General features: G+C 61.1%; 18 protein-coding genes, 2 tRNA genes, 3 rRNA genes and 1 pseudogene. 15 read left to right on the top strand and 9 right to left on the bottom strand.

The window, feature by feature from the left end; genetic code table 11:
* Window positions 1-18: 18 nt before the first annotated feature.
* On the bottom strand, window positions 19-537 hold the full coding sequence (locus ACEN8U_RS25785) for a putative toxin-antitoxin system toxin component, PIN family (RefSeq protein WP_310106293.1): 519 nt from the start codon (window positions 535-537) through the stop codon (window positions 19-21).
* Window positions 538-594: 57 nt separating this feature from the next.
* Between ACEN8U_RS25785 and yaaA the strand changes: the two genes are divergently transcribed.
* Together yaaA and ACEN8U_RS25775 are read left to right on the top strand one after the other, a co-directional pair.
* Entirely contained in the window at window positions 595-1377 is a 783-nt protein-coding gene (yaaA, locus tag ACEN8U_RS25780; protein WP_310106296.1) for a peroxide stress protein YaaA, read from the top strand.
* 64 nt (window positions 1378-1441) lie between these two features.
* Window positions 1442-2596 (top strand): M14-type cytosolic carboxypeptidase, encoded by a 1155-nt coding sequence (locus ACEN8U_RS25775; RefSeq protein ID WP_310106299.1) that lies wholly within the window; start codon window positions 1442-1444, stop codon window positions 2594-2596.
* Between the two features lie 179 nt (window positions 2597-2775).
* Here ACEN8U_RS25775 and ACEN8U_RS25770 read toward each other — a convergent pair whose 3' ends face one another.
* The 4 genes from ACEN8U_RS25770 to ACEN8U_RS25755 all read right to left on the bottom strand — a co-directional run bounded on the left by ACEN8U_RS25770 (window position 2776) and on the right by ACEN8U_RS25755 (window position 6674).
* The gene (locus ACEN8U_RS25770; protein WP_310106302.1) at window positions 2776-3402 is read right to left on the bottom strand and encodes a BspC domain-containing protein; all 627 of its coding nucleotides are present in this window, start codon (window positions 3400-3402) and stop codon (window positions 2776-2778) included.
* Window positions 3403-3590: 188 nt separating this feature from the next.
* Complete coding sequence (locus ACEN8U_RS25765) at window positions 3591-4265, bottom strand: energy-coupling factor ABC transporter permease (protein WP_013587805.1); 675 nt, start codon at window positions 4263-4265, stop codon at window positions 3591-3593.
* Between the two features lie 110 nt (window positions 4266-4375).
* On the bottom strand, window positions 4376-5254 hold the full coding sequence (locus ACEN8U_RS25760) for a response regulator transcription factor (protein ID WP_310106304.1): 879 nt from the start codon (window positions 5252-5254) through the stop codon (window positions 4376-4378).
* 205 nt (window positions 5255-5459) lie between these two features.
* Entirely contained in the window at window positions 5460-6674 is a 1215-nt protein-coding gene (locus ACEN8U_RS25755) for a DUF2863 family protein (RefSeq protein ID WP_013587807.1), read from the bottom strand.
* A 272-nt stretch (window positions 6675-6946) separates the two neighbouring features.
* On the opposite strand from ACEN8U_RS25755, the gene ACEN8U_RS25750 reads away from it, so the two are divergent.
* The 6 genes from ACEN8U_RS25750 (at window position 6947) to rrf (ending at window position 13874) form a co-directional block, all read left to right on the top strand.
* Window positions 6947-8062: an AI-2E family transporter gene (locus ACEN8U_RS25750; protein ID WP_310106390.1), complete on the top strand. Its 1116-nt coding sequence runs from the start codon at window positions 6947-6949 to the stop codon at window positions 8060-8062.
* A gap of 478 nt (window positions 8063-8540) precedes the next feature.
* Window positions 8541-10072, top strand: a 16S ribosomal RNA gene (locus tag ACEN8U_RS25745).
* A gap of 74 nt (window positions 10073-10146) precedes the next feature.
* Window positions 10147-10223, top strand: a tRNA-Ile gene (locus ACEN8U_RS25740).
* 63 nt (window positions 10224-10286) lie between these two features.
* Window positions 10287-10362 (top strand) — tRNA-Ala (locus tag ACEN8U_RS25735).
* A gap of 306 nt (window positions 10363-10668) precedes the next feature.
* Window positions 10669-13548 (top strand): 23S ribosomal RNA (locus ACEN8U_RS25730).
* A gap of 212 nt (window positions 13549-13760) precedes the next feature.
* Window positions 13761-13874: ribosomal RNA gene (gene rrf / locus ACEN8U_RS25725) — 5S ribosomal RNA — on the top strand.
* The 16S, 23S and 5S rRNA genes sit together here with 2 tRNA genes alongside, the layout of an rRNA operon.
* A gap of 151 nt (window positions 13875-14025) precedes the next feature.
* Here rrf and ACEN8U_RS25720 read toward each other — a convergent pair.
* Window positions 14026-14268: pseudogene (locus tag ACEN8U_RS25720) on the bottom strand (lipocalin family protein); the annotation flags it as partial.
* 211 nt (window positions 14269-14479) lie between these two features.
* On the opposite strand from ACEN8U_RS25720, the gene imuA reads away from it, so the two are divergent.
* Genes imuA through ACEN8U_RS25705 form a run of 3 tightly spaced genes read left to right on the top strand, consistent with a single transcriptional unit; the run spans window position 14480 to window position 20647 of the window.
* Complete coding sequence (imuA, locus tag ACEN8U_RS25715) at window positions 14480-15319, top strand: translesion DNA synthesis-associated protein ImuA (protein WP_310112210.1); 840 nt, start codon at window positions 14480-14482, stop codon at window positions 15317-15319.
* On the top strand, window positions 15219-17066 hold the full coding sequence (locus ACEN8U_RS25710) for a Y-family DNA polymerase (protein ID WP_413657794.1): 1848 nt from the start codon (window positions 15219-15221) through the stop codon (window positions 17064-17066). Before imuA ends, ACEN8U_RS25710 begins: the two co-directional genes overlap by 101 nt.
* A gap of 5 nt (window positions 17067-17071) precedes the next feature.
* Window positions 17072-20647, top strand: a complete 3576-nt coding sequence (locus ACEN8U_RS25705) for an error-prone DNA polymerase (protein ID WP_310112216.1) — start codon at window positions 17072-17074, stop codon at window positions 20645-20647.
* 51 nt (window positions 20648-20698) lie between these two features.
* Here ACEN8U_RS25705 and ACEN8U_RS25700 read toward each other — a convergent pair whose 3' ends face one another.
* Together ACEN8U_RS25700 and ACEN8U_RS25695 are read right to left on the bottom strand one after the other, a co-directional pair.
* Entirely contained in the window at window positions 20699-21619 is a 921-nt protein-coding gene (locus tag ACEN8U_RS25700) for an SDR family oxidoreductase (protein ID WP_310112218.1), read from the bottom strand.
* A gap of 12 nt (window positions 21620-21631) precedes the next feature.
* A complete protein-coding gene (locus ACEN8U_RS25695; protein ID WP_013587813.1) occupies window positions 21632-21874 on the bottom strand; it encodes a heavy-metal-associated domain-containing protein in 243 nt (80 codons plus the stop codon).
* Between the two features lie 120 nt (window positions 21875-21994).
* Here ACEN8U_RS25695 and cueR point away from each other — a divergent pair, with 120 nt between their 5' ends.
* The 4 genes from cueR (at window position 21995) to ACEN8U_RS25675 (ending at window position 24672) form a co-directional block, all read left to right on the top strand.
* Complete coding sequence (gene cueR / locus ACEN8U_RS25690) at window positions 21995-22429, top strand: Cu(I)-responsive transcriptional regulator (RefSeq protein WP_310112299.1); 435 nt, start codon at window positions 21995-21997, stop codon at window positions 22427-22429.
* A 293-nt stretch (window positions 22430-22722) separates the two neighbouring features.
* Complete coding sequence (locus ACEN8U_RS25685) at window positions 22723-22869, top strand: DUF3563 family protein (protein WP_006053111.1); 147 nt, start codon at window positions 22723-22725, stop codon at window positions 22867-22869.
* Between the two features lie 229 nt (window positions 22870-23098).
* Window positions 23099-23440 carry a hypothetical protein gene (locus tag ACEN8U_RS25680; protein WP_310112219.1) on the top strand — a complete coding sequence of 114 codons (342 nt, stop codon included), beginning with the start codon at window positions 23099-23101 and terminating at the stop codon, window positions 23438-23440.
* Window positions 23441-23631: 191 nt separating this feature from the next.
* On the top strand, window positions 23632-24672 hold the full coding sequence (locus tag ACEN8U_RS25675; protein WP_310112223.1) for an ABC transporter substrate-binding protein: 1041 nt from the start codon (window positions 23632-23634) through the stop codon (window positions 24670-24672).
* A 58-nt stretch (window positions 24673-24730) separates the two neighbouring features.
* Here the strand turns inward: ACEN8U_RS25675 and ACEN8U_RS25670 are convergent, their stop codons facing one another.
* Window positions 24731-25576, bottom strand: coding sequence for a 23S rRNA (adenine(2030)-N(6))-methyltransferase RlmJ (locus tag ACEN8U_RS25670; RefSeq protein WP_310112226.1), 846 nt, complete (start codon window positions 25574-25576; stop codon window positions 24731-24733).
* Between the last annotated feature and the right edge of the window lies 1 nt (window position 25577).

The raw sequence follows: 25577 nt of genomic DNA, 5'->3' as shown, positions 1-25577 counted from the left end.
CGGGCTCGAAGCCGAGGGTTATGCCGGGCTTTCCACGGCTGCTTGGCTGGTCGAACCGCCAGGTGCGTTGCCGGCAGGATCAGCCAGCGAGGCGGCGAACGGCGCGGGCTGTGCAATCTGAAAGCCGAAATCGCGCGCGATCCGTTTCGCGAGTTTCAGCACGGCGCGATCTTTCGAAATCAGCCAGTGCGCTTGTGCGGCATGCGCGAGTTCGAGGAATTTCTGGTCGTCGCGGTCCTTGCATTTGGGCAGCGGCCGCGCGTCTTCGGGCCGCGCAGGTTCGACAAGCTGCGCGAGGCGCCCGAGAACGGCGAGCGCGGCGGACTTGTCCACCTTGCGTTCGACGAACTGCGGATAGTCGAGCACGTAAGTGAGTTCGGCGAGGCAGCGCGCGTCGATCAGCGCGGCGAGGGCGCCGCTTTCGAGCGCGGCGCGAATGGGCCGCGTGTGCGGATCGTCGAACACGAGAATGTCGATCCAGACATTGGAATCGAGAACGACGCGCAAAGCGCCGCGTGAGGCATGGGAACCGGGCATTCGTTACAATCTGGCTTTCGTCTTTGACCGCCAGGCACGGCGTGCCTGCAAGCCTCTATGATAATCGTTCTGTCGCCGGCGAAATCGCTCGACTACGACACCCCGCCTCACGTCAAGAAGCACACCATTCCCGATTTTGTCGACGATGCCGCCGAATTGATCAGCGGCTTGCGTCGTTTGTCGCCGCAACAGATCGCCTCGCTCATGAGCATTTCCGATCAGCTGGCGCACCTCAATGTCGAGCGCTATGCGCAGTGGTCGCCGCGCTTCGGCACGGACAACGCGAAGCAGGCCGTGCTCGCGTTCAACGGCGACGTGTATGAGGGCTTGAACGCGAAGACGCTGTCGTCGGCGGATCTGGATTTTGCGCAGAACCACGTGCGCGTGTTGTCCGGGCTCTATGGGCTGCTGCGTCCGCTCGATCTGCTGCAGCCGTACCGTCTGGAAATGGGCACGCGCCTCGCCAACCCGCGCGGCAAGGACCTGTACGCATTCTGGGGCGAGCGCATCACGCAAGCCTTGAATGTGCAATTGAAGAAGCGCGCGGCGGGCTCGCGGGTGCTGGTGAATTGCGCGTCGGGCGAGTATTTCAGGTCGGTCAAGCCGAAGCTGCTGGAAGCGCCGGTCATCACGCCGGTGTTCGAGGACTGGAAGGGCGGCCGCTACAAGATCATCAGCTTTCATGCAAAGCGCGCGCGCGGGCTGATGGCACGCTATGCCGTCGAGCATCGCCTCGACCAGCCGGAACAACTGAAGGCGTTCGACTCGGAAGGCTATGCGTTCGACGCTCAGGCCTCGAACGATTCCACTTACGTATTCCGCCGCCGCGTCGCCGAATAAGCGGAACGCCGGCGGGCAGAGCGCCGCCCGGCGGTTTGTCGCACACCCTGCAGGGAATCACATCATGACTTTATCGATTACGAGCAACTTCGACGCGGGCGCAATCGAGGTGCTGTCCTGCGCGCAAGCCGGGGACATCCGCCTGCGCGTCAGGCCCGACAGCCATGCGGACTTCGCGCAGTGGTTCTACTTCCGGCTCTCGGGCGCGGCAGGCGAGCGCTGTGTGATGACCTTCGAGAATGCGGCAGCGTGCGCCTTTGCGGAAGGTTGGCGCGACTACCAGGCCGTGGCCAGCTACGACCGCGTCAACTGGTTTCGCGTGCCGACGTCCTACGACGGCCGCGTGCTCATCATCGACCATACGCCGGAGTTCGACCGCATTTACTACGCGTACTTCGAGCCGTACAGCGAGGAACGTCACGCCGAGTTTCTCGGCGCCGTTCAGCAGATGCCGCATGCCGCGCTCACCGAACTGGGCACGACCGTCGAGGGCCGGCCGGTGTCGCTGCTCACGCTCGGCACGCCCCAAAGCGGCGCCACGCCGAAGAAGAACATCTGGCTGATCGCGCGTCAGCATCCCGGCGAAACAATGGCCGAATGGTTTATCGAAGGGCTCGTCAAGCGGCTCGTCGGCTGGGGCGATTGGGCGGGCGATCCGGTTGCGCGCAAGCTGTACGATCACGCCGTGTTTCATATCGTGCCCAACATGAACCCGGACGGCAGCGTGCACGGAAACCTGCGCACGAACGCGGCGGGCGCCAATCTGAACCGCGAGTGGATGGAGCCGGACGCCGCCCGCAGTCCCGAGGTCCTCGTGGTGCGCGACGCGATTCGCGCAACCGGTTGTGATCTGTTCTTCGACGTTCACGGCGACGAGGCGCTGCCTTACGTGTTCGTGGCGGGCTCCGAGATGCTGCCGGGATTCACCGAGCGGCAAGCCGAGGAACAGAAAGCCTTTATCGAAGCATTCAAACAGGCGAGCCCTGATTTCCAGGACAAGTACGGCTACGCGGCGAGCAAGTATCGCGAGGATGCGCTCAAGCTGGCGTCGAAATATATCGGCAACGAATTTGGCTGTTTGTCATTGACGCTGGAAATGCCGTTCAAGGACAACGCCAACTTGCCTGACGAACGGGTGGGCTGGAACGGCGAGCGCAGCGCGTCGCTCGGCGCGGCGATGCTGCAGGCGATTTTGTGGCATCTGGAGAGGTTCGCCTGATGGGAGGCGGCACAAAGGCACACATGGGTTGCGTGTGTGCTTTTGTGTTGCCGTAAGCGCGCGCCGCGGATTTCATCACGACACGCGCTGAAGATTGCCCACTCTGGCGGTATTACCAGCGCCCAAGATGGGACGGGGGGCGGCGTTGCCGGCCGCGCATGGTGACGCGCGATCTTCGCCTAGTGCTTCTTCGCCGGTGCTTTCTTGCTGGACGATTTGCTCGACGTGCCTTTCGACGACTTGGCCGTGCTTTTCTTTGCACCTTTGCTGGTGGCCGCCTGCTTGCCCTTGCCGCCACGATGCTTGCCCGACGTCGCACGCGACTGTGAATGTTCCCCGCTGCGCGCCCGTGCGGGCGGCACCGGGTCGTTCCAGCTGAACGCGAGCATTTGCGAGCCGACATAGCCGCAACGGAATTTCAGGTCGGCAGCGTCGCCTCCGCCGTTCTGGCGGATGCCGAGCCCTTCCACCGTGACGATGTTGTCCACCTTGACGCGCTGCTTGCCTTCGTCGAACGAATCGTTCCACGGTGTGATCGAGGCGTGCGCGCTGTCGAAGGAACTGGGTGGGAATTCGACGTGATCAAAAGCGGTCGATGTGCTCGCGACAAAATTGCCATGCGCGGCGCAATCCGCTACCAGCGGGTCGGCGTGCATTTCATTGACAAATTTGTTGACGAGATCGTTGTGCTGTTCGAGTTGGTCGGCGAATGCGGGCGGCGTGCAGACAAGCGAGAGACTTGCTGCCAATGTTGCCAACCGGCCGACCAGCCGCAGCAGTCGGCGCGGTGCGTTGGTGCAATCCATCAAGTTCGTTAGACGCTAATGAGACGTGAGGCACGTAAGATGCCTGGCGACATGGTTGAGTTCAATCATGCCGCAACTATTTTTCGACCGCTGTTTGGCCGGGCTCTGCAGAGGCTCGGCGCGTGTTCACATGCACGCCGCGCAACGCGGTCGCTTTGGCGCGAGCTTGCGTACAGGCTTGTCGGCGTTCACGTGCGCGGTCCGCCGAGCCGGTATCGCCGAACATCATAAGTGGTGACCCATGCGGGGCGGTAGACCGCGATCAATGCCGTCGACATTCCCGTGAACCATGCCTCGCCCGTGGCGAGTAAAAGCACGCTGAGCGCATAGCCTGCGGGCACGACAGTCGGCGAGCCGTCGGCAAGCGCGACATGAACGCCGAGTGCCGCCGCCGCCGTGAGCGAAACGGCAATAGCCGGCGACACAAAGCCCTGGCCGAAGATGAACATAAAGAGATTGCGCGGCAGCCACGCAATGCTGGCCCGTTGAAGCAGTGTCGAGATGCCGACCGGCACCGCGCCGAACACGAGGAAAGTCAGCGCGATGCCTTGCCACGGTGCGTCGAAGATCAGGCCCGCGAGACCCGTGACCACTGCCATGGCAATGAGCGCGAGTGCCCAGTCGAACAGCGTTACGACGAGCGTTGCGCCGAGCAGATGCATGACGGTTCCGTCGTCGAGCCAGGCGTTGCTTGCCCACAGCACCGATACGGCCACGATGATGGCCAACCAGACATGCTGCAATGTGCCGTCCTGAAGACGTTTGAAAGGATTTTTCCACAGCGCGAGCGCGACCACTATCGCAGTGACGATCCAGCCACCGACAGCGATCCAGAACGGAAGCGGTGTGTAGAGGAAACCCATGAGTCTCATATTACTCGTTGGACGACAAAAGGTGTGAGCGGATTCCGTGCCAGCCGGTACACGCACTGGCAGAAACCGCGCGTCACGCTGCCGGCGCGCGCGTCGTCACATCACGAGGAACTTTCCGTAACGGACTCAGACGGAAGCTTCGCGGCAGGCGCCTCGTCGTAGGCCGTGCCGGGCTCGGCTGCCATCGGCAGGGGCGCTGCCGTGTCGTTAGCCGACAACGGGTATTCGAAGCGCCGCTGAGAGGCACGCCGCAGCGGCACCAGGCCGGCTTGACCCATGACCGGCCGCATCAGGTTGTCGCCTTTGTTGCGCAGTACTTGCAATTGGTTCGTCAGCCATCCGTTGTAAAGCGCGACCGCGGCGGCCCGATTCGGTGCGCCGAGCTGCTGGAATATGCTTGTCAGGTGGATCTTGACCGTACCTTCACTGATGCCGAGCGTGCGCGCAATCATCTTGTTGGTGCTGCCCATATGGACGCAGCGCATGATCTGCTCCTGGCGGGGCGAGAGTCCATTGGACAACCGCGTGCGGCGCGGCGGCGGGTTCTTTTCGTCGAACGGCCGGATGGCGGTGTCCGTGGGCAGCGGCGGATTGAGCGGCAAAGCGCCCGAGGGCACATAGTGTCCGCCCAGCAGCACCATTTCAAAGGCGCGCACGATCAGGCAAGGATCGGTTTCGCGCGCCACGACACCGCGCACGCCCTCGTCCATGAGCTCGCCCACTACCTTGGGCGAAATCTTGTCGGTCAGCACTGCGATGCGCAGATCCGGGTAGTGGCTGAGCAGATGCCGGACGTCCTTGACAGACATCCAGTCCTGCCAGTCGATCACGAGCAGATCGGGCCATTGACGCTTGAGCGTACGCTCGACCTGGCGCCAGTCTTGCCCTTCGTTAAAGCGTGCCAGCCGGTTGATCTGCCGCAACAACGCTTTGAGGCCGTCGCGTCGTTCCGCGTCTGAGTTGAGTATCGAGAATCGCATGCATGTCTCCAGATGAATCGGGCGAATTGGCGCGATGCATTCGCGAGGCGTGTGGCCGGGCGTTGCGATGCGTCGCCGTGACTATGATGACAAATTCGCTTCGATTTGACGGCTGTCCGAAAGGCATAGGAGGCATCAGGCATAAAAAAGCCCCGCGCGCGGCGGGGCTTCCTGCGGAGCTGCGATGCGCCGGCGGCGCGCCTGTTTAATGGAAGTGCGGCTGGGCGGGCTCGGCATCTTCCGGCATTTCGGCGTGGACGATTTCGCCGAGCGGGTCGGCGTACAACGGCACGCCGCAGTCATCGCAATATTCAGGCTCGAAGCGGCCGGCGTGGCGCCGCACGTCGGTCACGCCAGTTTCCTTGAGCAGCGCGACGATTTCCTCGAGCGGAGCATCTGGAGCGGCGGTTTCCTGCGGCTCTTCGTCGATGCCGGCTTCTCCGTTTTCGCGGCCGTATAGCGGCCACACGACGCCGTAGATGACGTCATTGCTGCCGCGGCGCGTGAAGCCGACGCGGTATTCGTCGATGCGACGCTCGCCGAAGCCGGCGACCACCGCGCGCAGGTCCTGCGGCGCTGCGCCAATTGTGTCGAAAAGATAACGCACGGCGGTTCGCACGGTGTGGGGCCGCACGCGTTCGTCAGCATCACGGCACGCGGAATAGTAGGCGTCGGGCAGCAGACACTCGAACTCGCAGCCCGGCAGCACGAGCGACAGATTGGCGCCGCCTTGCGTTGCCCACTGCTCGAGACATTGGCCGCGCTCGATGCGGTTGCCGTGTTCTTCTTCCTGCCAGCGAAAGGTCGGCTCGCCGACCGGCGCGGCCACTACCGCTAGCAGGAAGCGCGGGTCGGCGAGAATCGGCGAGGTTTCCGGCAGTTCGCCGAAGTTCAGCTTGAGACTGCCGCCGGCCATGGCGGCCTGCGCGAGCTGCTGCGCAATGCGCCAGGTTTCGACGTGATGGCGCGGCAACTGGTCGATGCTGTACAAAAACGGCGCCATGGCGACGCGCGTATTGGCCGCGAGTACATGAGCCTGCAGATGCGCGCGCAAGGCGTCGGCGGCGTCGGCTTTGAGCGGGCCGGACGGGATCATGTAGCGGGTCCACGCGAGGACCGGCGCGGCAATCAGCAACGCCTCATACGACGCACCCTCGTGCTCGATGACGAACGACTCGCTGTGCGTTTCGGCCATGTCGGCGAGCGCGCCGTAAGCGTCAGGATGATTCTGCTGCAGATGGTCGAGTGCGGCGTCGAGCGTGGTCTGATTGCCGTTGCGCACGATCCTGGCTAGCAGCGCGTCGAGTTTCGCTTCCCAGAAGCGGTCCTCGGTACGGCTGCCCGACGCGAAAAGCGCGAGCGAAAGACCGACAAGCTTGTCGGCATCGGGGGGGAGACGTTTGGCGATTCGCGAGCGCATAAATCCGGAAGTTTGGGTGTGCACAGAACCTTATATTCTAGTCGTTTCCGGGGCGCCATATTGTTTGGCGCGTAGTGCCGGATCGATTAGGACGTTTCACGACGAAAAATCAGACTGGTGAAGTAGGTCGGACAGACTTCGCGTCCCGACTTCGTCAAATAATATAAGACGACAGGTGCGTGGAAGTCGCTTCTATATACTGAGCGCTTTTTGCGGGCGCCCGGGCGGCGTCCGGGCTTGCCGCCACGGTCTGGCGCAACAGGAGATTCATGGTGAAATCCGACCAATTGATTGAACGTCTGGCCGCGGTGTTCGCGCTGATTATCCTGGTGGGCGGCTCCTTGCTTGTGCTCGCTCCGTTCACCACGGCTTTGCTGTGGGGTGCGATCCTCAGCTATAGCTCCTGGGGGTTTTACCGGAGGCTGACCGCGGCAGTCGGCGGCAGGCGAAAATGGGCCGCCACGTTGATCGTGCTGATCATTCTGATCGTGGTGCTCGGGCCGTTCGTCTATGCGGGTTTTGCGTTCGGCGCGCACGTCCACGACATCGTGGCGCTGGTTCAAAGGCTGTTCGAAGCCGGACTGCCGGATCTGCCGCCTTGGGTGGCGCGAATTCCCGTGGTCGGTTCGAGCATCGAAAGTTTCTGGGAGACGCTGACAAGCAGCAATTCCGAGCTGATCGCGCAGTTGCGCACTCTGGCCGCGCCGGCCGGCAAGTGGATTCTTTCTGCGGCGATTGCCGTCACACACGGTCTTGGCCTGCTCGCGTTAAGTATCGTGCTGGCCTTTTTCTTTTACACCGGAGGCGAGGGCGCGGGCGCGTGGCTGAACGCGGGCATGCGGCGCATTGCCGGTGAGCGCGCCGATTATCTGCTGGCGCTGGCAGGCAGCACCGTCAAGGGTGTGGTCTACGGAATCCTTGGCACTGCGCTTGTTCAGGGCATTCTGGCGGGGTTCGGCTGCTGGATCGCTGGCGTGCCGGCGCCTGCATTGCTGGGGCTCGCGACGTTTTTCCTCTCGGTGATACCAGGCGGCCCGGTAATAGTATGGTTGCCCGCGGCCATCTGGCTCTATCACAGCGGGGCGACCGGCTGGGCCATCTTCCTCGTCGTGTGGGGCGTACTGGTGGTCGGCATGTCGGACAATGTGATCAAGCCGATTCTCATCGGGAAAAATAGTGACATGCCGTTGATTCTCGTCATGCTGGGCATTCTCGGCGGCGCGTTCGCGTTTGGCTTCCTCGGGGTGTTCATCGGACCGACGTTGCTGGCGGTTGCGTACACGGTGCTGCACGACTGGACCATCGGAGCGCCTGCTGCAGGCTCATTGACACCAGACGTTAAACCGCCTGTTGCCGGAGAAATAGGGCGTATCGAAAAGGCGCCTTGAATAAATGCGGATTGGGGCTTGCAACCCGCCGCCGTGCTCGCTAGAATTTCGCTCTTTCGTGCTCCGGACGCCGGGGCACGGGAAGCGGGAAAGCCAGCAGTGGCAAGGCTTCCGGCGGTGGCAGCAGGTTCAGTCAGTAACAAAAACCTGTTGACGGCGCGACGGAAGTTCTTCATAATCTCGCTTCTCTGCTGCTGATGCAGCGACGCAGAACGAAGCAGTGCCGGGTGGTTGAAATCAGGCGCTGCGAAGTGTGCGAACCGATCTTTAAAAACTAACAGCCGATAAGTGTGGGCGCTTGATGCGACGACGCTACGCCGGACTCTTTGGGGTCTGGCGGAAAAGCGAAAGTATCAAGTCTCACACAGTAATGAAAGGAAGGTTGCCTGACTCTTCTGTGGAGGAGTGAGGTTAATCATTCGTCAGTACGTTGAGTGAGCGACCGGGTTCGAGAGAGCCCGAAAACAGTAACAGGTTTGAACTGAAGAGTTTGATCCTGGCTCAGATTGAACGCTGGCGGCATGCCTTACACATGCAAGTCGGACGGCAGCGCGGGCTTCGGCCTGGCGGCGAGTGGCGAACGGGTGAGTAATACATCGGAACGTGTCCTGTAGTGGGGGATAGCCCGGCGAAAGCCGGATTAATACCGCATACGCTCTGCGGAGGAAAGCGGGGGATCCTTCGGGACCTCGCGCTACAGGGGCGGCCGATGGCAGATTAGCTAGTTGGTGGGGTAAAGGCCTACCAAGGCGACGATCTGTAGCTGGTCTGAGAGGACGACCAGCCACACTGGGACTGAGACACGGCCCAGACTCCTACGGGAGGCAGCAGTGGGGAATTTTGGACAATGGGGGCAACCCTGATCCAGCAATGCCGCGTGTGTGAAGAAGGCCTTCGGGTTGTAAAGCACTTTTGTCCGGAAAGAAAACGCCGTGGCTAATACCCGTGGCGGATGACGGTACCGGAAGAATAAGCACCGGCTAACTACGTGCCAGCAGCCGCGGTAATACGTAGGGTGCAAGCGTTAATCGGAATTACTGGGCGTAAAGCGTGCGCAGGCGGTTCGCTAAGACAGATGTGAAATCCCCGGGCTTAACCTGGGAACTGCATTTGTGACTGGCGGGCTAGAGTATGGCAGAGGGGGGTAGAATTCCACGTGTAGCAGTGAAATGCGTAGAGATGTGGAGGAATACCGATGGCGAAGGCAGCCCCTGGGCCAATACTGACGCTCATGCACGAAAGCGTGGGGAGCAAACAGGATTAGATACCCTGGTAGTCCACGCCCTAAACGATGTCAACTGGTTGTCGGGCCTTCATTGGCTTGGTAACGTAGCTAACGCGTGAAGTTGACCGCCTGGGGAGTACGGTCGCAAGATTAAAACTCAAAGGAATTGACGGGGACCCGCACAAGCGGTGGATGATGTGGATTAATTCGATGCAACGCGAAAAACCTTACCTACCCTTGACATGGATGGAATCCCGCTGAGAGGTGGGAGTGCCCGAAAGGGAGCCATCACACAGGTGCTGCATGGCTGTCGTCAGCTCGTGTCGTGAGATGTTGGGTTAAGTCCCGCAACGAGCGCAACCCTTGTCCCTAGTTGCTACGCAAGAGCACTCAGTGGAGACTGCCGGTGACAAACCGGAGGAAGGTGGGGATGACGTCAAGTCCTCATGGCCCTTATGGGTAGGGCTTCACACGTCATACAATGGTCGGAACAGAGGGTCGCCAAGCCGCGAGGTGGAGCCAATCCCAGAAAACCGATCGTAGTCCGGATCGCACTCTGCAACTCGAGTGCGTGAAGCTGGAATCGCTAGTAATCGCGGATCAGCATGCCGCGGTGAATACGTTCCCGGGTCTTGTACACACCGCCCGTCACACCATGGGAGTGGGTTTTACCAGAAGTGGCTAGTCTAACCGCAAGGAGGACGGTCACCACGGTAGGATTCATGACTGGGGTGAAGTCGTAACAAGGTAGCCGTATCGGAAGGTGCGGCTGGATCACCTCCTTTCCAGAGCTTGACGCGTCAGGGTGTTGAGCGCTCACGCTTATCGGCTGTAAGTAAAGAAACGCAGACAGACGCAGGGGTCTGTAGCTCAGTCGGTTAGAGCACCGTCTTGATAAGGCGGGGGTCGATGGTTCGAATCCATCCAGACCCACCAGCTGTCTTGTGTGGTGGCTGACCGGGGTGCTTACTGAGGTCCCCTGTATCTGTGTGACCCGCGGGGGGATTAGCTCAGCTGGGAGAGCACCTGCTTTGCAAGCAGGGGGTCGTCGGTTCGATCCCGTCATCCTCCACCAATTCCCAATGCCTAGTGTTCAGTGCGAGCTGAGCGTTATGCATTGGCAATTGAGCCAGTCAGCGTGATGCACGATCCAGTCGTGATATCGGCTGAACGTTCTTTAACAATCAGGAAGAAGTAGTAAAGAGATTCACGAAAGTGTGCCTGGAGATGGGTGCGCGAGTAGGTGAATCAGGGTTGTGATTGTATCGATGTATTTTAAAGGTGATCGAAAGATCGCTTTGGAATACGGCGCAACACGAATACTCAACCTGTAGCGAGTGGGTCCTGTCGTGTCCAGCACGATGAGACATACCCGTTATAGGGTCAAGCGAACAAGTGCATGTGGTGGATGCCTTGGCGATCACAGGCGATGAAGGACGCGGTAGCCTGCGAAAAGCTACGGGGAGCTGGCAAACGAGCTTTGATCCGTAGATGTCCGAATGGGGAAACCCACTCCGAATGGAGTATCCATGACTGAATCCATAGGTCATGTGAGGCGAACGCGGTGAACTGAAACATCTAAGTAACCGCAGGAAAAGAAATCAACCGAGATTCCCAGAGTAGTGGCGAGCGAAATGGGAGCAGCCTGCATTCTTTATCTGAACTGTTAGCTGAACGCTCTGGAAAGTGCGGCCATAGCGGGTGATAGCCCCGTAAGCGAAAACAGATTGGAAGAACTAGGTATGCGAGAAGTAGGGCGGGACACGTGAAATCCTGTCTGAAGATGGGGGGACCATCCTCCAAGGCTAAATACTCGTGATCGACCGATAGTGAACCAGTACCGTGAGGGAAAGGCGAAAAGAACCCCGGGAGGGGAGTGAAACAGATCCTGAAACCGCATGCATACAAACAGTCGGAGCCTTCGCAAGGGGGTGACGGCGTACCTTTTGTATAATGGGTCAGCGACTTACATTCAGTGGCAAGCTTAACCGATTAGGGCAGGCGTAGCGAAAGCGAGTCCGAACAGGGCGTTCAGTCGCTGGGTGTAGACCCGAAACCAGGTGATCTATCCATGGCCAGGATGAAGGTGCGGTAACACGTACTGGAGGTCCGAACCCACTAACGTTGAAAAGTTAGGGGATGAGCTGTGGATAGGGGTGAAAGGCTAAACAAACCTGGAAATAGCTGGTTCTCTCCGAAAACTATTTAGGTAGTGCCTCGTGTATCACCTTCGGGGGTAGAGCACTGTCATGGTTGTGGGGTCCATTGCGGATTACTACGCCATAGCAAACTCCGAATACCGAAGAGTGCAATCACGGGAGACAGACATCGGGTGCTAACGTCCGGTGTCAAGAGGGAAACAACCCAGACCGCCAGCTAAGGTCCCCAAATATGGCTAAGTGGGAAACGAAGTGGGAAGGCTAAAACAGTCAGGAGGTTGGCTTAGAAGCAGCCATCCTTTAAAGAAAGCGTAATAGCTCACTGATCGAGTCGTCCTGCGCGGAAGATGTAACGGGGCTAAGCCATATACCGAAGCTGCGGATGCACATTTATGTGCATGGTAGGAGAGCGTTCCGTAAGCCTGCGAAGGTGCACTGGAAAGTGTGCTGGAGGTATCGGAAGTGCGAATGCTGACATGAGTAGCGATAAAGGGGTGAAAGGCCCCTCGCCGTAAGCCCAAGGTTTCCTACGCAACGTTCATCGGCGTAGGGTGAGTCGGCCCCTAAGGCGAGGCAGAAATGCGTAGCTGATGGGAAGCAGGTTAATATTCCTGCACCATTGTTGAATGCGATGGGGGGACGGATCGCGGAAGGTTGTCCGGGTGTTGGAAGTCCCGGTCCTTGCATTGGAGAAGGCGCTTTGGCAAATCCGGGCGCGGAATTCAAGGGTGCGAGGCCAGTGATCTAGGTCACGAAGCAATCGGAAGTGGTTCCAGTGAAAAGCCTCTAAGCTTCAGTTCAACAAGACCGTACCGCAAACCGACACAGGTGGGCGAGATGAGTATTCTAAGGCGCTTGAGAGAACTCGGGAGAAGGAACTCGGCAAATTGGTACCGTAACTTCGGGATAAGGTACGCCCCTGTAGCTTGACTCGCCTGCGCGAGAAGGGTGAAGGGGTTGCAATAAACTGGTGGCTGCGACTGTTTAATAAAAACACAGCACTCTGCAAACACGAAAGTGGACGTATAGGGTGTGACGCCTGCCCGGTGCCGGAAGATTAAATGATGGGGTGCAAGCTCCTGATTGAAGTCCCGGTAAACGGCGGCCGTAACTATAACGGTCCTAAGGTAGCGAAATTCCTTGTCGGGTAAGTTCCGACCTGCACGAATGGCGTAACGATGGCCACACTGTCTCCTCCCGAGACTCAGCGAAGTTGAAGTGTTTGTGATGATGCAATCTCCCCGCGGCTAGACGGAAAGACCCCATGAACCTTTACTGTAGCTTTGCATTGGACTTTGAACCGGTCTGTGTAGGATAGGTGGGAGGCTGTGAAGCGTGGACGCCAGTCTGCGTGGAGCCATCCTTGAAATACCACCCTGATCTGTTTGAGGTTCTAACCTTGGTCCGTAATCCGGATCGGGGACAGTGCATGGTAGGCAGTTTGACTGGGGCGGTCTCCTCCCAAAGTGTAACGGAGGAGTACGAAGGTACGCTAGGTACGGTCGGAAATCGTGCTGATAGTGCAATGGCATAAGCGTGCTTAACTGCGAGACCGACAAGTCGAGCAGGTGCGAAAGCAGGTCATAGTGATCCGGTGGTTCTGTATGGAAGGGCCATCGCTCAACGGATAAAAGGTACTCTGGGGATAACAGGCTGATACCGCCCAAGAGTTCATATCGACGGCGGTGTTTGGCACCTCGATGTCGGCTCATCTCATCCTGGGGCTGTAGCCGGTCCCAAGGGTATGGCTGTTCGCCATTTAAAGAGGTACGTGAGCTGGGTTTAAAACGTCGTGAGACAGTTTGGTCCCTATCTGCCGTGGGCGCTGGATATTTGAAGGGGGCTGCTCCTAGTACGAGAGGACCGGAGTGGACGAACCTCTGGTGTACCGGTTGTCACGCCAGTGGCATCGCCGGGTAGCTATGTTCGGAAGAGATAACCGCTGAAAGCATCTAAGCGGGAAACTCGCCTTAAGATGAGATATCCCCGGGGCTTCGAGCCCCTTGAAGGGTCGTTCAAGACCAGGACGTTGATAGGTCAGGTGTGTAAGCGCAGTAATGCGTTCAGCTAACTGATACTAATTGCCCGTAAGGCTTGATCCTATAACAGGTGTGTGTCGGCAGCCGTTAGTGCTTCAGCACTTATGGATGCCCCACCCTGCGCCACGCGCAGGGTCTTATGCAGACCACACACGGTTGAGATCCATGTTGTGCCCGATACAGCACAACCCCGCATCGCCTGGTGAGCATCACCAGAAACTACTTCTTCCAGATTGGCTGTATTGCCCCACCGGCAGTACGGCAACCCGTCAAAGCCTGATGACCATAGCGAGTCGGTCCCACCCCTTCCCATCCCGAACAGGACCGTGAAACGACTCCACGCCGATGATAGTGCGGATTACCCGTGTGAAAGTAGGTAATCGTCAGGCTCCCCAGCACCGTCAGAAACCCCACCCCGCAAAGGTGGGGTTTCTGCGTTTACGGACCGCGGGTACAGCGGCACCGAAACGGCTGGCGCCCGAAGCGTCGGGTGCTGCGCGTCCGATCGCCGCATCGCTCATCCCGCTCAGCGTTCACCGCTCACCGCTCACCGCCAGTACGCAGCGCCCCCGCATACCCCGTCAGTTCCAGATACGCGCGCCCGACGTCGGCGCCCGCGCGGCTCACCCGTGCTGCGCCTTCCCAGTACACCGCCCCCGTCGACTGACGCGAGTCGAGTTCCTGATCGTCCATCAGCGGATCGAGCTGCCAGGTCAGCGGGCCGGCCCTGACCGTCATCGCGACGGGATACGTGGTGTTCGTGCGCGGCGAGCGCCACGTCTGTGCCATCGGCTTTGAATCAAGTCGGTTACTGACACTAAAACTCCACGTCGGTTCTCTCTTATCCGAACCATTCACCGCTGCTGCCTCTTCTCCCGTTCTCTCCTGCTTAACATCACCCTCAAAATACTGTATAAATATACAGTGAAACTTGTCGTCCTCGGTTGCTCGTGGTTGAGCAGGGCGGAACGTTCTCAATTGAACGAGTGTGTCTATGGCAGCAGCGATTCAGCTTGTGACAACTCCGCTGTCGTCGCAATTGCGGCGTCAAATGTGGCAGGGCAACGAACTTGCCGAGGTGGATACGCGTGTGGTGCCGAGCGGCTATACCGCGCTGGATCAGGTATTGCCCGGAAAAGGCTGGCCGGCGGGTAGTCTGACGGAGTTGCTGGTCGAACATTGGGGGGCGGGCGAGCTGCGTTTGCTGGCTCGCGCGCTTTGTCATCTGACGAAGCAAGCCGGACGGCATGTAATGCTCGTGGCGCCTCCTTATCAGCCATGCGCCGCGGCATTGAAGGCTTGGGGCGTCGACGTGGAACGGGTCCTCTGGGTGCGCTCGGACGAAGACAAGGCGCTTTGGGCCGCCACTCAGGCATTGAAGCAGGATGGCATCGGCGCGGTGGTGGTGTGGTTATCGAATGCGCGCGCCGATAAAGTGAGGCGCTTGCAGGTCGCGGCTCAGGAATCCACTGCACTAGCATTTCTGATGCGGCCTGTGGCGGCCGCCGCGCAGTCGTCGCCAGCTCCATTGCGCATGATCTGTGAGCCGCTTTTGCCGGCTAATGCCGAGACGATCAACCGTCGTCAGTGGTTGCAGGACATTGGCTTGTCGATCGACATCTTCAAGCGCCGCGGGCCGCCACTCGCCGAGCCGCTTCGTCTCGTTCTGCCTCTGCAGGACACTTTATTACCGGCGAACGGGGCAGAGAGCGGTCAAGGATTAGAGACTCAACATGTTGTGGATCGCCGTCGCATTGCCTCTCTTGTCGCTGGAGGCGGTAAAGCCGCTGACCTCGCTTCCGGATGGTTCGTCCGCGAAGCCGAATCGGTGTGAGCCGTCTCGCGACACAAACCCGTCGTGCGATGCTGGAAACATCGCCGACGCGCACTGCTATGCGCTCGCCGACCACGCACACATTCTGCTGCCGGACGTCGATGCCTTGCGTGCCGGCGTGCAACCGGGCCACTCGCGTTCCTATGCACTGGCATTGGCGCCGGAGCTCAAGCTGCTGACTGCCGACGCCAGCCGCGAGATTCAGGCCTTCGAAGCCATCGCACTTGCGCTCCTGACGTACACGCCGAAGGTCTCGCTGGCCGACACGCACACCTTGCTGCTGGAAGTCGGCTCGGGCTTGAGGTTGTTCGGTGGCTTGCGAACCTTGTTGGCTCGTGTGTCGGCCACGGTTGCCGAATTCGGCTATACCGCGCGCGTCGCCTGCGCGCCGACGGCGTGGGGTGCCTGGCTATTGGCGCAGGCACGTGCCAAACGGCAAGGGTGTCGCTGGCATGTGGTGAAAAAAGATTCGCTCGCGCGTGTACTCGACCGTTTGCCCGTGTCGCTGCTGCCGGTTGCGCCCACTTATCGCGACGCTTTCGCGCATCTCGGATGCGCGACCCTCGCCGAATTGCGGCAATTGCCCCGCGCGGGCGTAGTCCGGCGGTTTGGTAGCGGCATTCTGGATCTGCTGGCCCAGGCGTATGGCACGCGCCCCGATCCGCGCGAATCGTTTCGTGCGCCTGCGTCGTTTCATGCGCAGCTGGAATTGCCGTCGCGCGTCGATAACGCGGATGCACTGCTGTTCGCCGCACGCCGGCTGATCGTGCAGCTGGCCGGTTGGCTGAGCGCGCATCATGCGGCGCTGAGCGGTTATACGTTGCTGCTCGAGCATGAGCTGGCATCCCGCCATTCGCCGAAGACATCGAGCCTGAAGGTCGCGTGGGCCGTACCGTCGCGAGATGCCGAGCATCTTATCTGGCTGCTGCGCGAGAAATTGAATCAGACGGTTCTCGCGGCACCCGTCATCGAATTGAAGCTTGTCGCGGATCAGATCGCCGAGTATGCAGGCCAGTCGGACACCTTGTTTCCCATGCCGGAGTCGGACGGTGAGTCGATCGCACGGCTGCTCGAACGCCTGAGCGCTCGCTTGGGGCCGGAAAACGTATTGCAGATGTCGGTGCAGGACGATCATCGACCGGAACGTGCAATGCGTGCCGAGGCGTACCAGGCTCAGGCATTTTCGCGCAAGAAGCGTTCGCGGGCGTTGGCGCGGCCCAGAATCAAAGCGGATAAAACCTGGCTAACTGATGAATTGCGCAACGCAGCGGGCGAGGGCGCGTCGCCCGCCAGCGCGACCGACACGGAAGCGGACGCTGAGGCTCCGGCCCAAGCCCAAGCCCAAGCCCAAGCCCAAGCCCAAGCCCAAGCCCAAGCCCAAGCCCAAGCCACGCCGAACCCATTCACCTTGGCCGACGCAGAAACCACCACTACGTCCACCGTGCAACACGCACATCAACGACCCCAAGAAGCATCGCCAGATCTCCCCGACAGCATCTTGCCTTCACAGCCGCGTCCTGTCTGGATGCTCGACAAACCCCTGCGCCTGATGATGCGCGACCAGCGACCAATCTATCGCCGGCCGCTGAAAATGCTGACGCGTACCGAGCGGATCGAGGCCGGCTGGTGGGACGGCGATCTCGTCGAGCGCGATTACTACGTCGCCGCCGACGATCGCGGCCATATGTTCTGGGTTTATCGCGAGCGCATGACCGGCGAGTGGTATTTGCAGGGTCTGTTCGGTTGAACATCATGACGGCATCCGCATCAGGACTTTCTCCGCCGCAGCCGCCCGCCAGGAACCTGCCGGCGTATGCGGAGTTGCATTGCCTGACTAATTTTTCGTTTCTGCGCGGCGCCTCGCATCCGCATGAACTCGTTGAACGGGCCATGCTGCACGGCTACAGCGCACTTGCCATTACCGACGAATGTTCGCTGGCGGGCGTCGTGCGCGCTCATACGGCGCTCAAGGAAATGGAGGCAGAGCAGGATCGTTTGCGCAAGGAAATCGAGGAAAAGCTGAAGGCAGCCGAGGGGAGCGAAGCCGGCCCGCTCCCGCAAGAAGCGTTAGACGCAGCGCTGCAGCAGGAGGCGCTCGAAAACTGGATGTTGAAACCGCTGCCGCAACTGATCATCGGTAGTGAACTGAATCTCACGAGTGCAGATGGCGAGCCCTTCTGCACGCTGGTTGCGCTTGCAACGAATCGCAACGGTTACGGCAATCTTTCGGAACTCATCACGCTCGGCCGCTCGCGCGCGGAGAAGGGCAGCTACCGGCTCTGTCCGGCGGATTTCATCGATTCGCTGCCGCATCTGGAGCATCTGCGAAGCCTGCCTGATTGTGTGCTGATGCTCGTGCCGCAGCGCACGGCCACGCTGTCGCATACGCTGCATTGCGCACATTGGCTCGCCGCGTTTGCCGGAACCCGGGCGTGGATCGCGCTCGAGCTCTGGCAAACCGGCAGCGACGATCTTCAGATCGACGCCTTGCGGATGATTTCACAAGCGAGCGGTCTGCCGCTCGTCGCGGCGGGCGGCGTTCTGATGCACACGCGATCGCGCAAGCCTTTGCAGGACACCATGACGGCCATTGGCCTGAACACGCCGCTGCCGGCATGCGGCCACGCGCTCGAGGCGAATGCCGAACGGCATCTGCGCACGCGGGTGCGGTTGAGCAAGCTCTACCCGCGCGATACGCTCGAAGAAACGCTCAAGATCGCCGCACGGTGCCGCTTCTCGCTCGACGAACTCAAGTATGAGTATCCTGAAGAGCTGGTGCCCGCGGGCGAGTCGCCGTCGAGTTACCTGCGCAAGCTTGTCATGGCGGGCGCGTCGGAGCGCTGGCCGAACGGCATGGACCTGAAGCGCATCGATCAGATCGAAAAGGAACTGCATCTTATCGCCGACCTGAAATACGAAAAGTACTTTCTGACGGTGCACGATATCGTGCGCTTCGCGCGCTCGAAAAACATTCTTTGCCAGGGCCGCGGCTCGGCGGCCAATTCGATCGTCTGCTACTGCCTGCACGTGACGGAAATCGACCCTGTGCACATGAACATGCTGATCGAGCGCTTCATCTCTCGCGCGCGCAACGAACCGCCCGATATCGACGTCGACTTCGAGCATCAGCGCCGCGAGGAGGTGATCCAGTACATCTACGCGAAGTACGGGCGCCATCGCGCGGCGCTGACCGCATCGCTCATTACCTATCATGTGCGCAGTGCATTGAAGGACGTCGGCAAGGCGCTCGGTCTCGAAGCGTCGCTGATCGAGCGCATCAGCAAATCGCAGCAATGGTGGGACGGCCCGGAGGCGGTGGCCGGATATCTGAAGGAAGCGGGCTTCGACGCCAACTCTCACATCACGAAGAATCTGATCCGTCTCACGAAGGAACTGCGTCTTTTTCCGCGTCACCTGTCGCAGCATGTCGGCGGCTTTGTGATCGCGAGGGACAAGCTCTCGCGACTCGTGCCGATCGAAAACGCGACCATGAAAGACCGCAGCGTGATCGAATGGGATAAAGACGATATCGACGCGCTCAAGCTGCTGAAAGTGGACGTGCTGGCGCTCGGCATGTTGTCGGCCATTCGGCGCGCGCTGGAATTCGTCGCGCTAAGACGCGGTTTTCCGCGGTTCCGCGTGCAGGACATTCCGCGCGAAGACCGCGCCGTCTACGAAATGTGCGGCCATGCCGATACGGTCGGCGTGTTCCAGATCGAATCGCGGGCGCAGCAAAGCATGCTGCCGCGCCTCAAGCCGAACAAGTATTACGACCTCGTGATCGAAGTGGCGATCGTGCGGCCGGGGCCGATTCAGGGCGGCATGGTGCATCCGTATTTGCGTCGCAAGCAGGGCCTCGAGCCGATCGACTATGCGAAAGACGAGTTGCGGCCCGTGCTTGAGCGCACCCTCGGCGTGCCGATTTTTCAGGAGCAGGTCATGCATCTGGCCATGGTCGCGGCGAAGTACACCGGCGAGCAGGCCGATCAGTTGCGACGTGCAATGGCGGCCTGGCGGCGCACCGGCAACCTCGCGAAGTACCAGAAGGATTTGAGCGACCGCATGTCGGCGCGCGGCTACGAGCCCGAATTTATCGAACGGATCTGCCAGCAGATCGAAGGTTTCGGCGAGTACGGTTTCCCGGAGAGCCACGCGGCGAGCTTTGCGCTGCTCGTCTATTTGAGCGCGTGGTTAAAGCGCTATGAGCCGGCGGCCTTTCTTGCCGGGTTGCTCAACAGCCAACCCCTGGGTTTCTATTCGCCGTCGCAACTCGTGCAGGATGCAAAGCGCCACGGCGTCAAAGTCTTGCCGCCCGACGTGACACTGAGCGACTGGGAATCGACCTTCGAGAAGCGCGATCGCGAAGGGGAGCGCGTTCTGGCAAGCGAGACCTGCTTGCATCGTCAGCAGGCCGTCGTGTCCGCGCAGCAGTTGCGCGATCTGTCGCTGCGTCGCCTGAGCGTGAGCAGGACGATCCGGCGCGCCGCCCGGCGGTTGAGCGCGCGCGTGTTTCAACCGCCCGGCACCTATGGCGCGCGCGGTCCCGCCGTGCGCATCGGCATGCACCTCATCAAGGGACTCGCGCAGGCGGCTGCCGAGCGCATCGTGGCCGCGCGCAGCCATGCACCGTTCAGCAATGTCGACGATCTGGCGCGCCGCGCGGCGCTGACGCGGCGCGATCTCGAAGCGCTCGCGGCGGCGAATGCGCTGGCGAGTATCGCGGGTCATCGGCGGGAAGCGTGGTGGGCTGTGACCGCGCAGCACATCGTTCCCAAACTGCTGCGCGACGCGCCGATTGCCGAAGCGCCGCTCCTGCTGCCGCAGGCCGACGAGGCTCGTGAAATCATCGACGATTACGCGAGTCTCGGGCTCACGTTCAATCGCCATCCGCTCGCGCTGTTGCGCGCGCGTCTTGCCAGGCGGCGTTTTCGCACGGCAGCGGACCTCGCGGCGTGTCAGCACGGCACGCTCGCGCGGGCATGCGGCATCGTCACCGTGCGGCAACGGCCGGGCACCGCGAACGGCACCATCTTTGTTTCCATCGAAGACGAAACCGGCTCGATCAATGTGATCGTCTGGCCGTCTCTGGTGGAAAAGCAGCGCAAGGCGCTGCTCGGCTCCTCGCTGCTCGCGGTCTACGGCGTCCTGCAGCGCGACGACGGCGTCGCGACCGGCGGCCATCCAGGCGAAGAGAGCGCGGCCGCGAATCAGGCCGGCAAGACGAGACGAAAAAACAAGGGCGAGGTGGTGCATCTGGTGGCACACCGTCTGGAAGATCTCAGCGAGTGGCTCGGCGACCTGGCCACCGCGAGCCGCGATTTCCATTGATCCCCGCTCGGCCTTCGCTTGCGGCTCTTCACAACCTCGCTCTGTGCGCCGTCATGCCGGCGCCCCCCCGCGCCACGGAAAGGCGGCCAGCACCTCGCGGATCGCAGTGTCGAACGGCGTGCGCCGGCCGATGCCGAATTGCTCGAGCCGGTCCGACGCAAGGTGGCAATTATGCGGACGGGGCGTCGCATCGGTCGGCGTGTGTTGCGGGGTGAGCCGCGCGTCGAGTTGCAGCGCTTCGCCAAGGCGCACGGCGATTTCGTACTTGGTCATCGGCTCGTCGCCCGACCAATGCACGATGCCGCGGATCGCATTGCCCTTGGCGTGACGCTCGAGCATTTGCCGGATCACGAATGCAACGTCGGGCGTGAAGGTCGGATAGCGGATCGCCCACGCGTCCATGGGAGCCGCTTTGCCCTCGGCCGCAGCGGAGGCGGCAATCGCCGGCACGAGGCTCGTCACGGCGGACTCCGCCCAATCGACGATAGGCCCGTACAGCAGCGGCAAGCGCAGCACGCAGCCGAAGTCGGTCGCCGCGGCCAGCGCGCGCTCGCCTTCCAGCTTGCTGCGCCCGTACGCGTTGAGCGGTGCGGGCTCCGAATCCGGCCGATAGGGCGGACGCGTGCCGTCGAAAACGTAATCGGTGGAAATCGAAAGCGTCCACGCGCCGCGCCGATGCGCGGCGGCAGCAATTGCGTGCACCGCGTCGACATTGAGCGCGCGGGCCAGTTCCGGATGACGCTCGCACACGTCGGGGCGGCGCTCGGCGGCGGCGATCACCAGCGCATCGGGTGCTTCCCGGTCGACAAACTGCTCGATTGCCCGCGCCTCGCGAACATCCAGCACCACAGTGTTTGGCGTCGGGCGGCTGAACGCAGTGCCGACGACCTGCCAGTCAGGCTGCCCGGCCAGTTCGTCGACAATAGCGCGGCCGAGCAGGCCCGACGCTCCCATCACGGCGACCTTGAACATGACCGCCTCCGCCTAGCGCGGGGCGCCGTTGCTTATGCCGCGTGCAGCATCCGGCAAGACGCCTTTGACTGTGTAGCCGGCGTCATCGATGGCGGTCTTCAGGGCCTCGACAGATTGCGTCGATTCGACGACGACTCGGCCCGCCGCGAGGTCCACCTGCACCTGCGCCGCGTCGTCGTGCTCGCGGATAGCGTTCGTGACCGCGGCCACGCAATGCTGGCAGCTCATGCCTTCAACCTCGAATTCAGTTTTCATCGGAATTGCCCTGGGAAATGACGTTGCGACAGTTGAATTATGCCTGTCGGACCGGATTTAAGTGGCTGACCTTCCCATCATGGGAAGGTGTACGATCTGCCCAATCAATCGGGAAACATGATGAACATTGGCGAAGCGGCCCGCGCGTCGGGCGTCACGGCGAAGATGATTCGCTACTACGAAAGTGTTGGTCTGCTGGCGGCAAAAGCTCGCACGAGCGCGGGCTATCGGGTTTACGGCCCGCAGGAAGTGCACTCGCTGCGGTTTATTCGGCAGGCGCGCCGGCTGGGTTTCCTGGTGGAGGATATTCGGCGGCTCCTCGCGCTATGGCACGACCGCACGCGCGCGAGCGCGGAAGTCAAGGCGATCGCGCTCGATCATGTGGCGGAGCTCGATCGGCGCATCGCGGAACTCACGGAGATGCGCGACACTCTGGCGCATCTCGCCCACCACTGCCACGGCGACGACCGCCCGGATTGTCCGATTATCGAGAGACTCGCGCACGCGGACAGCGTTTATGAAGCCGAGAGCGGGAACTGCGGGAGGCATGCGTAGGAGGCGGAGAATGGCTGACAGACAACGGAAGGTGCAACCACGCGCGATGCACTTTTGTTGTGCATAATTCGGCGACGGGTACTTGTGCCTCTTGATGAAATATGGGAACAACGCCATGAAAACAAAGACTTGATTGCACCGACATGGTGCGTCATTCCGAAATGGAATGCCCACCATGCGAGCATTTCACTGGCGCGGTTGCACCATCAGCCTATAATACGGGTTAACCCTTTTACGGGAAATCCCTGATGCCCAATCCACCGGGGATTCATTTCTGATCCTTGGAGAACATCATGTTTGCATACATCCTTGAAAAGCTGAGCACCTGGTTTGAAACCGCTGAACGCGACCGCCGTGAAGCCTATCTGGCCTCGTCGTCGGACATCGTCCAGCTGGAACAGCGTATCCGCTCGCTGGAAACCAACGGCTACTCGCTGTGAGTTTCACCGGCTGCGCAGACCTCGCGGTCGGCACAGCCAGTTGCAGTACCGCGTAGTTCAGTCTCAAGCCCCGTTTCCGCGGGGCTTTGTCACATCTGGCGTCCTGAATTGTCCGCTGGCCTACCCGACACTCGACATGGCGAATATCGACTAGCCTCCGCGCGCGCGTCGCGGTAAGGTAAGACGTTTTCCGCGCAATCCGGCCTCGCCGACTTAAACCGGTCCGCCCATGTCTTTAATCCACTGGTTCAAATCCGCGGCAGCGCTCATCGTCGTTTCAGTGGCCACGGCCTGTGCCGGGCCGAACGTGTTCGCCGCTTCGAGCAATACCCGCAAGCCCGTGATTCTGGATACGCAGAGCGGGATCAGCGACGGCCAAAGCGGCACGGTCTTGCAGACAGCGCCGCTTTCGCGGCAGCCCATCGTCGAAGCGCAACCCATTGCGACACCTGTCGAACTGGCGCCGAACCCGTCATTGCCGATCGTCGTCGCGCCTTATATCCAACTGCCAGTCGGTGGAACGCCGGCGCAGCCCCAAGGCCAGCCGGTGCTGGCGCCGCGCCATCAATAGCGCAAGCGGCCTCGTCGCCGCCCGGTTGCATGCCGACGCGCGCCGCGGCGCCGTCATTCGGGTTTGGGCGCATGGCGCGCCCCGCGGCGGGCGAGGACAATCTTCAGGCGGTCCCTCTCGTCCACCGTCCGGACTGCACGATAGCCGGCCTGGCCACCGCATCGAACGACAATACAAAAAGGAGACGACAAATGCCCTCTCACTGGATGCGGCGCGCCGCTGGCGTCTGTGCCGCGATTTTTGCCGTGGCCACGCTGCATGGCGAAGCCTTTGCGAAAGATACTCCTGAAAAACCGACATTGACGATGGCCGTGGGCGGCCTGCCCGGTCTTTACTATTTGCCCGTACTGACGGCGCAGCAACTGGGTTATTTCAAGGACGAAGGCCTCCAGGTCACGCTCGAAGATTTCGCGGGCGGCTCCAAAGCGCTCGAAGCGGTGGTGGGCGGCAGCGCGGATGTCGGCGCCGGTGCCTTCGAGCACACACTCTTCATGCAGGCCAAGGGTCAACGCTACCGGGCCTTCGTATTGATGGGCCGCGCGCCGCAGATCGTCGTCGCGGTATTGACTTCGAAGGCGGACAAGATCAAGACGCTCGCGGACTTCAAGGGGGCGAAGGTGGGCGTGAGCGCGCCGGGTTCGTCGACCGATCTGGTGCTGACGGTCGCCTTGCGCAAGGCCGGCGTGCAGCGCAGCGACATTGCGGCGATCGGCGTGGGCAGCGGTGCAACGGTATTGGCGGCGGTCAGCAACGGACAGATCGACGCACTTTCCAATGTCGATCCGATGATGACGAAGCTCACGCGCAGCGGCGCAATCAAGGTGCTCGTCGACACGCGCACCGTGAAGGGAACGCAGGAGGTATTCGGCGGGACGATGCCCGCCGCCACGCTTTATGCGCCGGAAAGTTTCATCCAGAAATATCCGAAGACGACGCAGGCGCTCGCCAATGCAATCGTGCGCGCCGATCGTTGGCTGCAGACCGCAAGCGATGCCGATCTGCTGAAGATGGTCCCGCCGGCGTATCTGCTCAACGACTCCGCGCTATACGTGGAGGCCTTCCACAACGTGCGCGACGCCTATTCGCCCGACGGCCTGATGCCCGCCGACGGCCCGGCGACTTCGCTGCGCGCGCTGGCGTCGTTCGACAGCCGGCTCGATCCGAAGAAGATCGACCTGAACGCGACCTACACCAACGACTTCGCGCGCAAGGCGGCTGCAGAGCTGAAGTAAGTGCGCGGTACGTGTGCGGTAAGGGCGCGCGCCCGGCCGCGCGTGCCCTCGGCGCGACTCAGTCGCCGCGGTACTCCACCTTGAACTGCGCGGCCTTGTCCTCGCCGAGCGTCTTCACGAGCCAGGGCATCTGCTCCTTCAGCATTTTTGGCAGCGTGTATGGCGGATTGAGAATGAACATGCCGCTGCCGAACAGGCCGAAGCCGTCTGCCGGCGGATTGCTGACGGTCAGGCTGACATGCAGCCAGTTACGGTCCTGCAGCCTTTTCAGCTGTTCAGGAAAGCGCTGCGACTCCGGCCGCTTCACCTGCGGATACCAGACCGCGTAGGTGCCGGTCGGAAACCGCTTCAGACTTTCTTCGACGCAGCGAAGCGTGCGCGCGTAGTCGCGCTTGTCCTCGTACGACGGATCGAGCAGCACCAGCGCCCGGCGCGGCGCCGGGGGGAGCAAGGCGAGAATGCCGTCGAAACCGTCGCCCGCGTACAGCATCGCGCGACGGCCCGCATCGCGGAAATTGTGGCGCAGCACATCGATCTCCGTGCTGTGCAGCTCGAAAAGACGCATCCGGTCCTGCTCGCGCAACTGCCGCCAGGCGATGTACGGCGAACCGGGGTAGAAGCGCAACTGGCCGTCGGGATTAAGTGCGGCGACTTCGTCGACATACTCGGCGAAGAGGGGAGGCAGGTCGTTGCGCTCCCACAGCTTTGCGATGCCTGTCTGGAATTCGCCCGTCTTCACTGCGTAGCCTTCCTTCAGCGAATACACGCCCGCACCGGCATGCGTGTCGATATACCAGTAGGCTTTGTCCTTCTGGCCGAGGTAGCGCAATAGCTGCAATACGACCGCGTGTTTGAGGACGTCGGCGTGATTGCCTGCATGAAAGGCGTGGCGGTAGCTGAGCATA

The organism is Paraburkholderia phenoliruptrix, from assembly GCF_047325075.1.
Lineage (GTDB): Bacteria > Pseudomonadota > Gammaproteobacteria > Burkholderiales > Burkholderiaceae > Paraburkholderia > Paraburkholderia phenoliruptrix.
The sequence above is the reverse complement of the archived record's forward strand: the minus strand, read 5'-3'. Positions and strand labels throughout refer to the sequence as shown.

What these genes read in the sequence shown, in the direction of transcription:
- ACEN8U_RS25675 (WP_310112223.1), top strand. Translation starts at nt 23,632, where the DNA reads ATGCCCTCTCACTGGATGCGGCGCGCCGCTGGCGTCTGTGCCGCGATT.
- ACEN8U_RS25680 (WP_310112219.1), top strand. Translation starts at nt 23,099, where the DNA reads ATGTCTTTAATCCACTGGTTCAAATCCGCGGCAGCGCTCATCGTCGTT.
- ACEN8U_RS25760 (WP_310106304.1), bottom strand. Translation starts at nt 5,254, where the DNA reads ATGCGATTCTCGATACTCAACTCAGACGCGGAACGACGCGACGGCCTC.
- yaaA (WP_310106296.1), top strand. Translation starts at nt 595, where the DNA reads ATGATAATCGTTCTGTCGCCGGCGAAATCGCTCGACTACGACACCCCG.
- imuA (WP_310112210.1), top strand. Translation starts at nt 14,480, where the DNA reads ATGGCAGCAGCGATTCAGCTTGTGACAACTCCGCTGTCGTCGCAATTG.
- ACEN8U_RS25770 (WP_310106302.1), bottom strand. Translation starts at nt 3,402, where the DNA reads ATGGATTGCACCAACGCACCGCGCCGACTGCTGCGGCTGGTCGGCCGG.
- ACEN8U_RS25785 (WP_310106293.1), bottom strand. Translation starts at nt 537, where the DNA reads ATGCCCGGTTCCCATGCCTCACGCGGCGCTTTGCGCGTCGTTCTCGAT.
- ACEN8U_RS25775 (WP_310106299.1), top strand. Translation starts at nt 1,442, where the DNA reads ATGACTTTATCGATTACGAGCAACTTCGACGCGGGCGCAATCGAGGTG.
- cueR (WP_310112299.1), top strand. Translation starts at nt 21,995, where the DNA reads ATGAACATTGGCGAAGCGGCCCGCGCGTCGGGCGTCACGGCGAAGATG.
- ACEN8U_RS25705 (WP_310112216.1), top strand. Translation starts at nt 17,072, where the DNA reads ATGACGGCATCCGCATCAGGACTTTCTCCGCCGCAGCCGCCCGCCAGG.
- ACEN8U_RS25695 (WP_013587813.1), bottom strand. Translation starts at nt 21,874, where the DNA reads ATGAAAACTGAATTCGAGGTTGAAGGCATGAGCTGCCAGCATTGCGTG.
- ACEN8U_RS25765 (WP_013587805.1), bottom strand. Translation starts at nt 4,265, where the DNA reads ATGGGTTTCCTCTACACACCGCTTCCGTTCTGGATCGCTGTCGGTGGC.
- ACEN8U_RS25710 (WP_413657794.1), top strand. Translation starts at nt 15,219, where the DNA reads ATGTTGTGGATCGCCGTCGCATTGCCTCTCTTGTCGCTGGAGGCGGTA.
- ACEN8U_RS25700 (WP_310112218.1), bottom strand. Translation starts at nt 21,619, where the DNA reads ATGTTCAAGGTCGCCGTGATGGGAGCGTCGGGCCTGCTCGGCCGCGCT.
- ACEN8U_RS25685 (WP_006053111.1), top strand. Translation starts at nt 22,723, where the DNA reads ATGTTTGCATACATCCTTGAAAAGCTGAGCACCTGGTTTGAAACCGCT.
- ACEN8U_RS25670 (WP_310112226.1), bottom strand. Translation starts at nt 25,576, where the DNA reads ATGCTCAGCTACCGCCACGCCTTTCATGCAGGCAATCACGCCGACGTC.
- ACEN8U_RS25755 (WP_013587807.1), bottom strand. Translation starts at nt 6,674, where the DNA reads ATGCGCTCGCGAATCGCCAAACGTCTCCCCCCCGATGCCGACAAGCTT.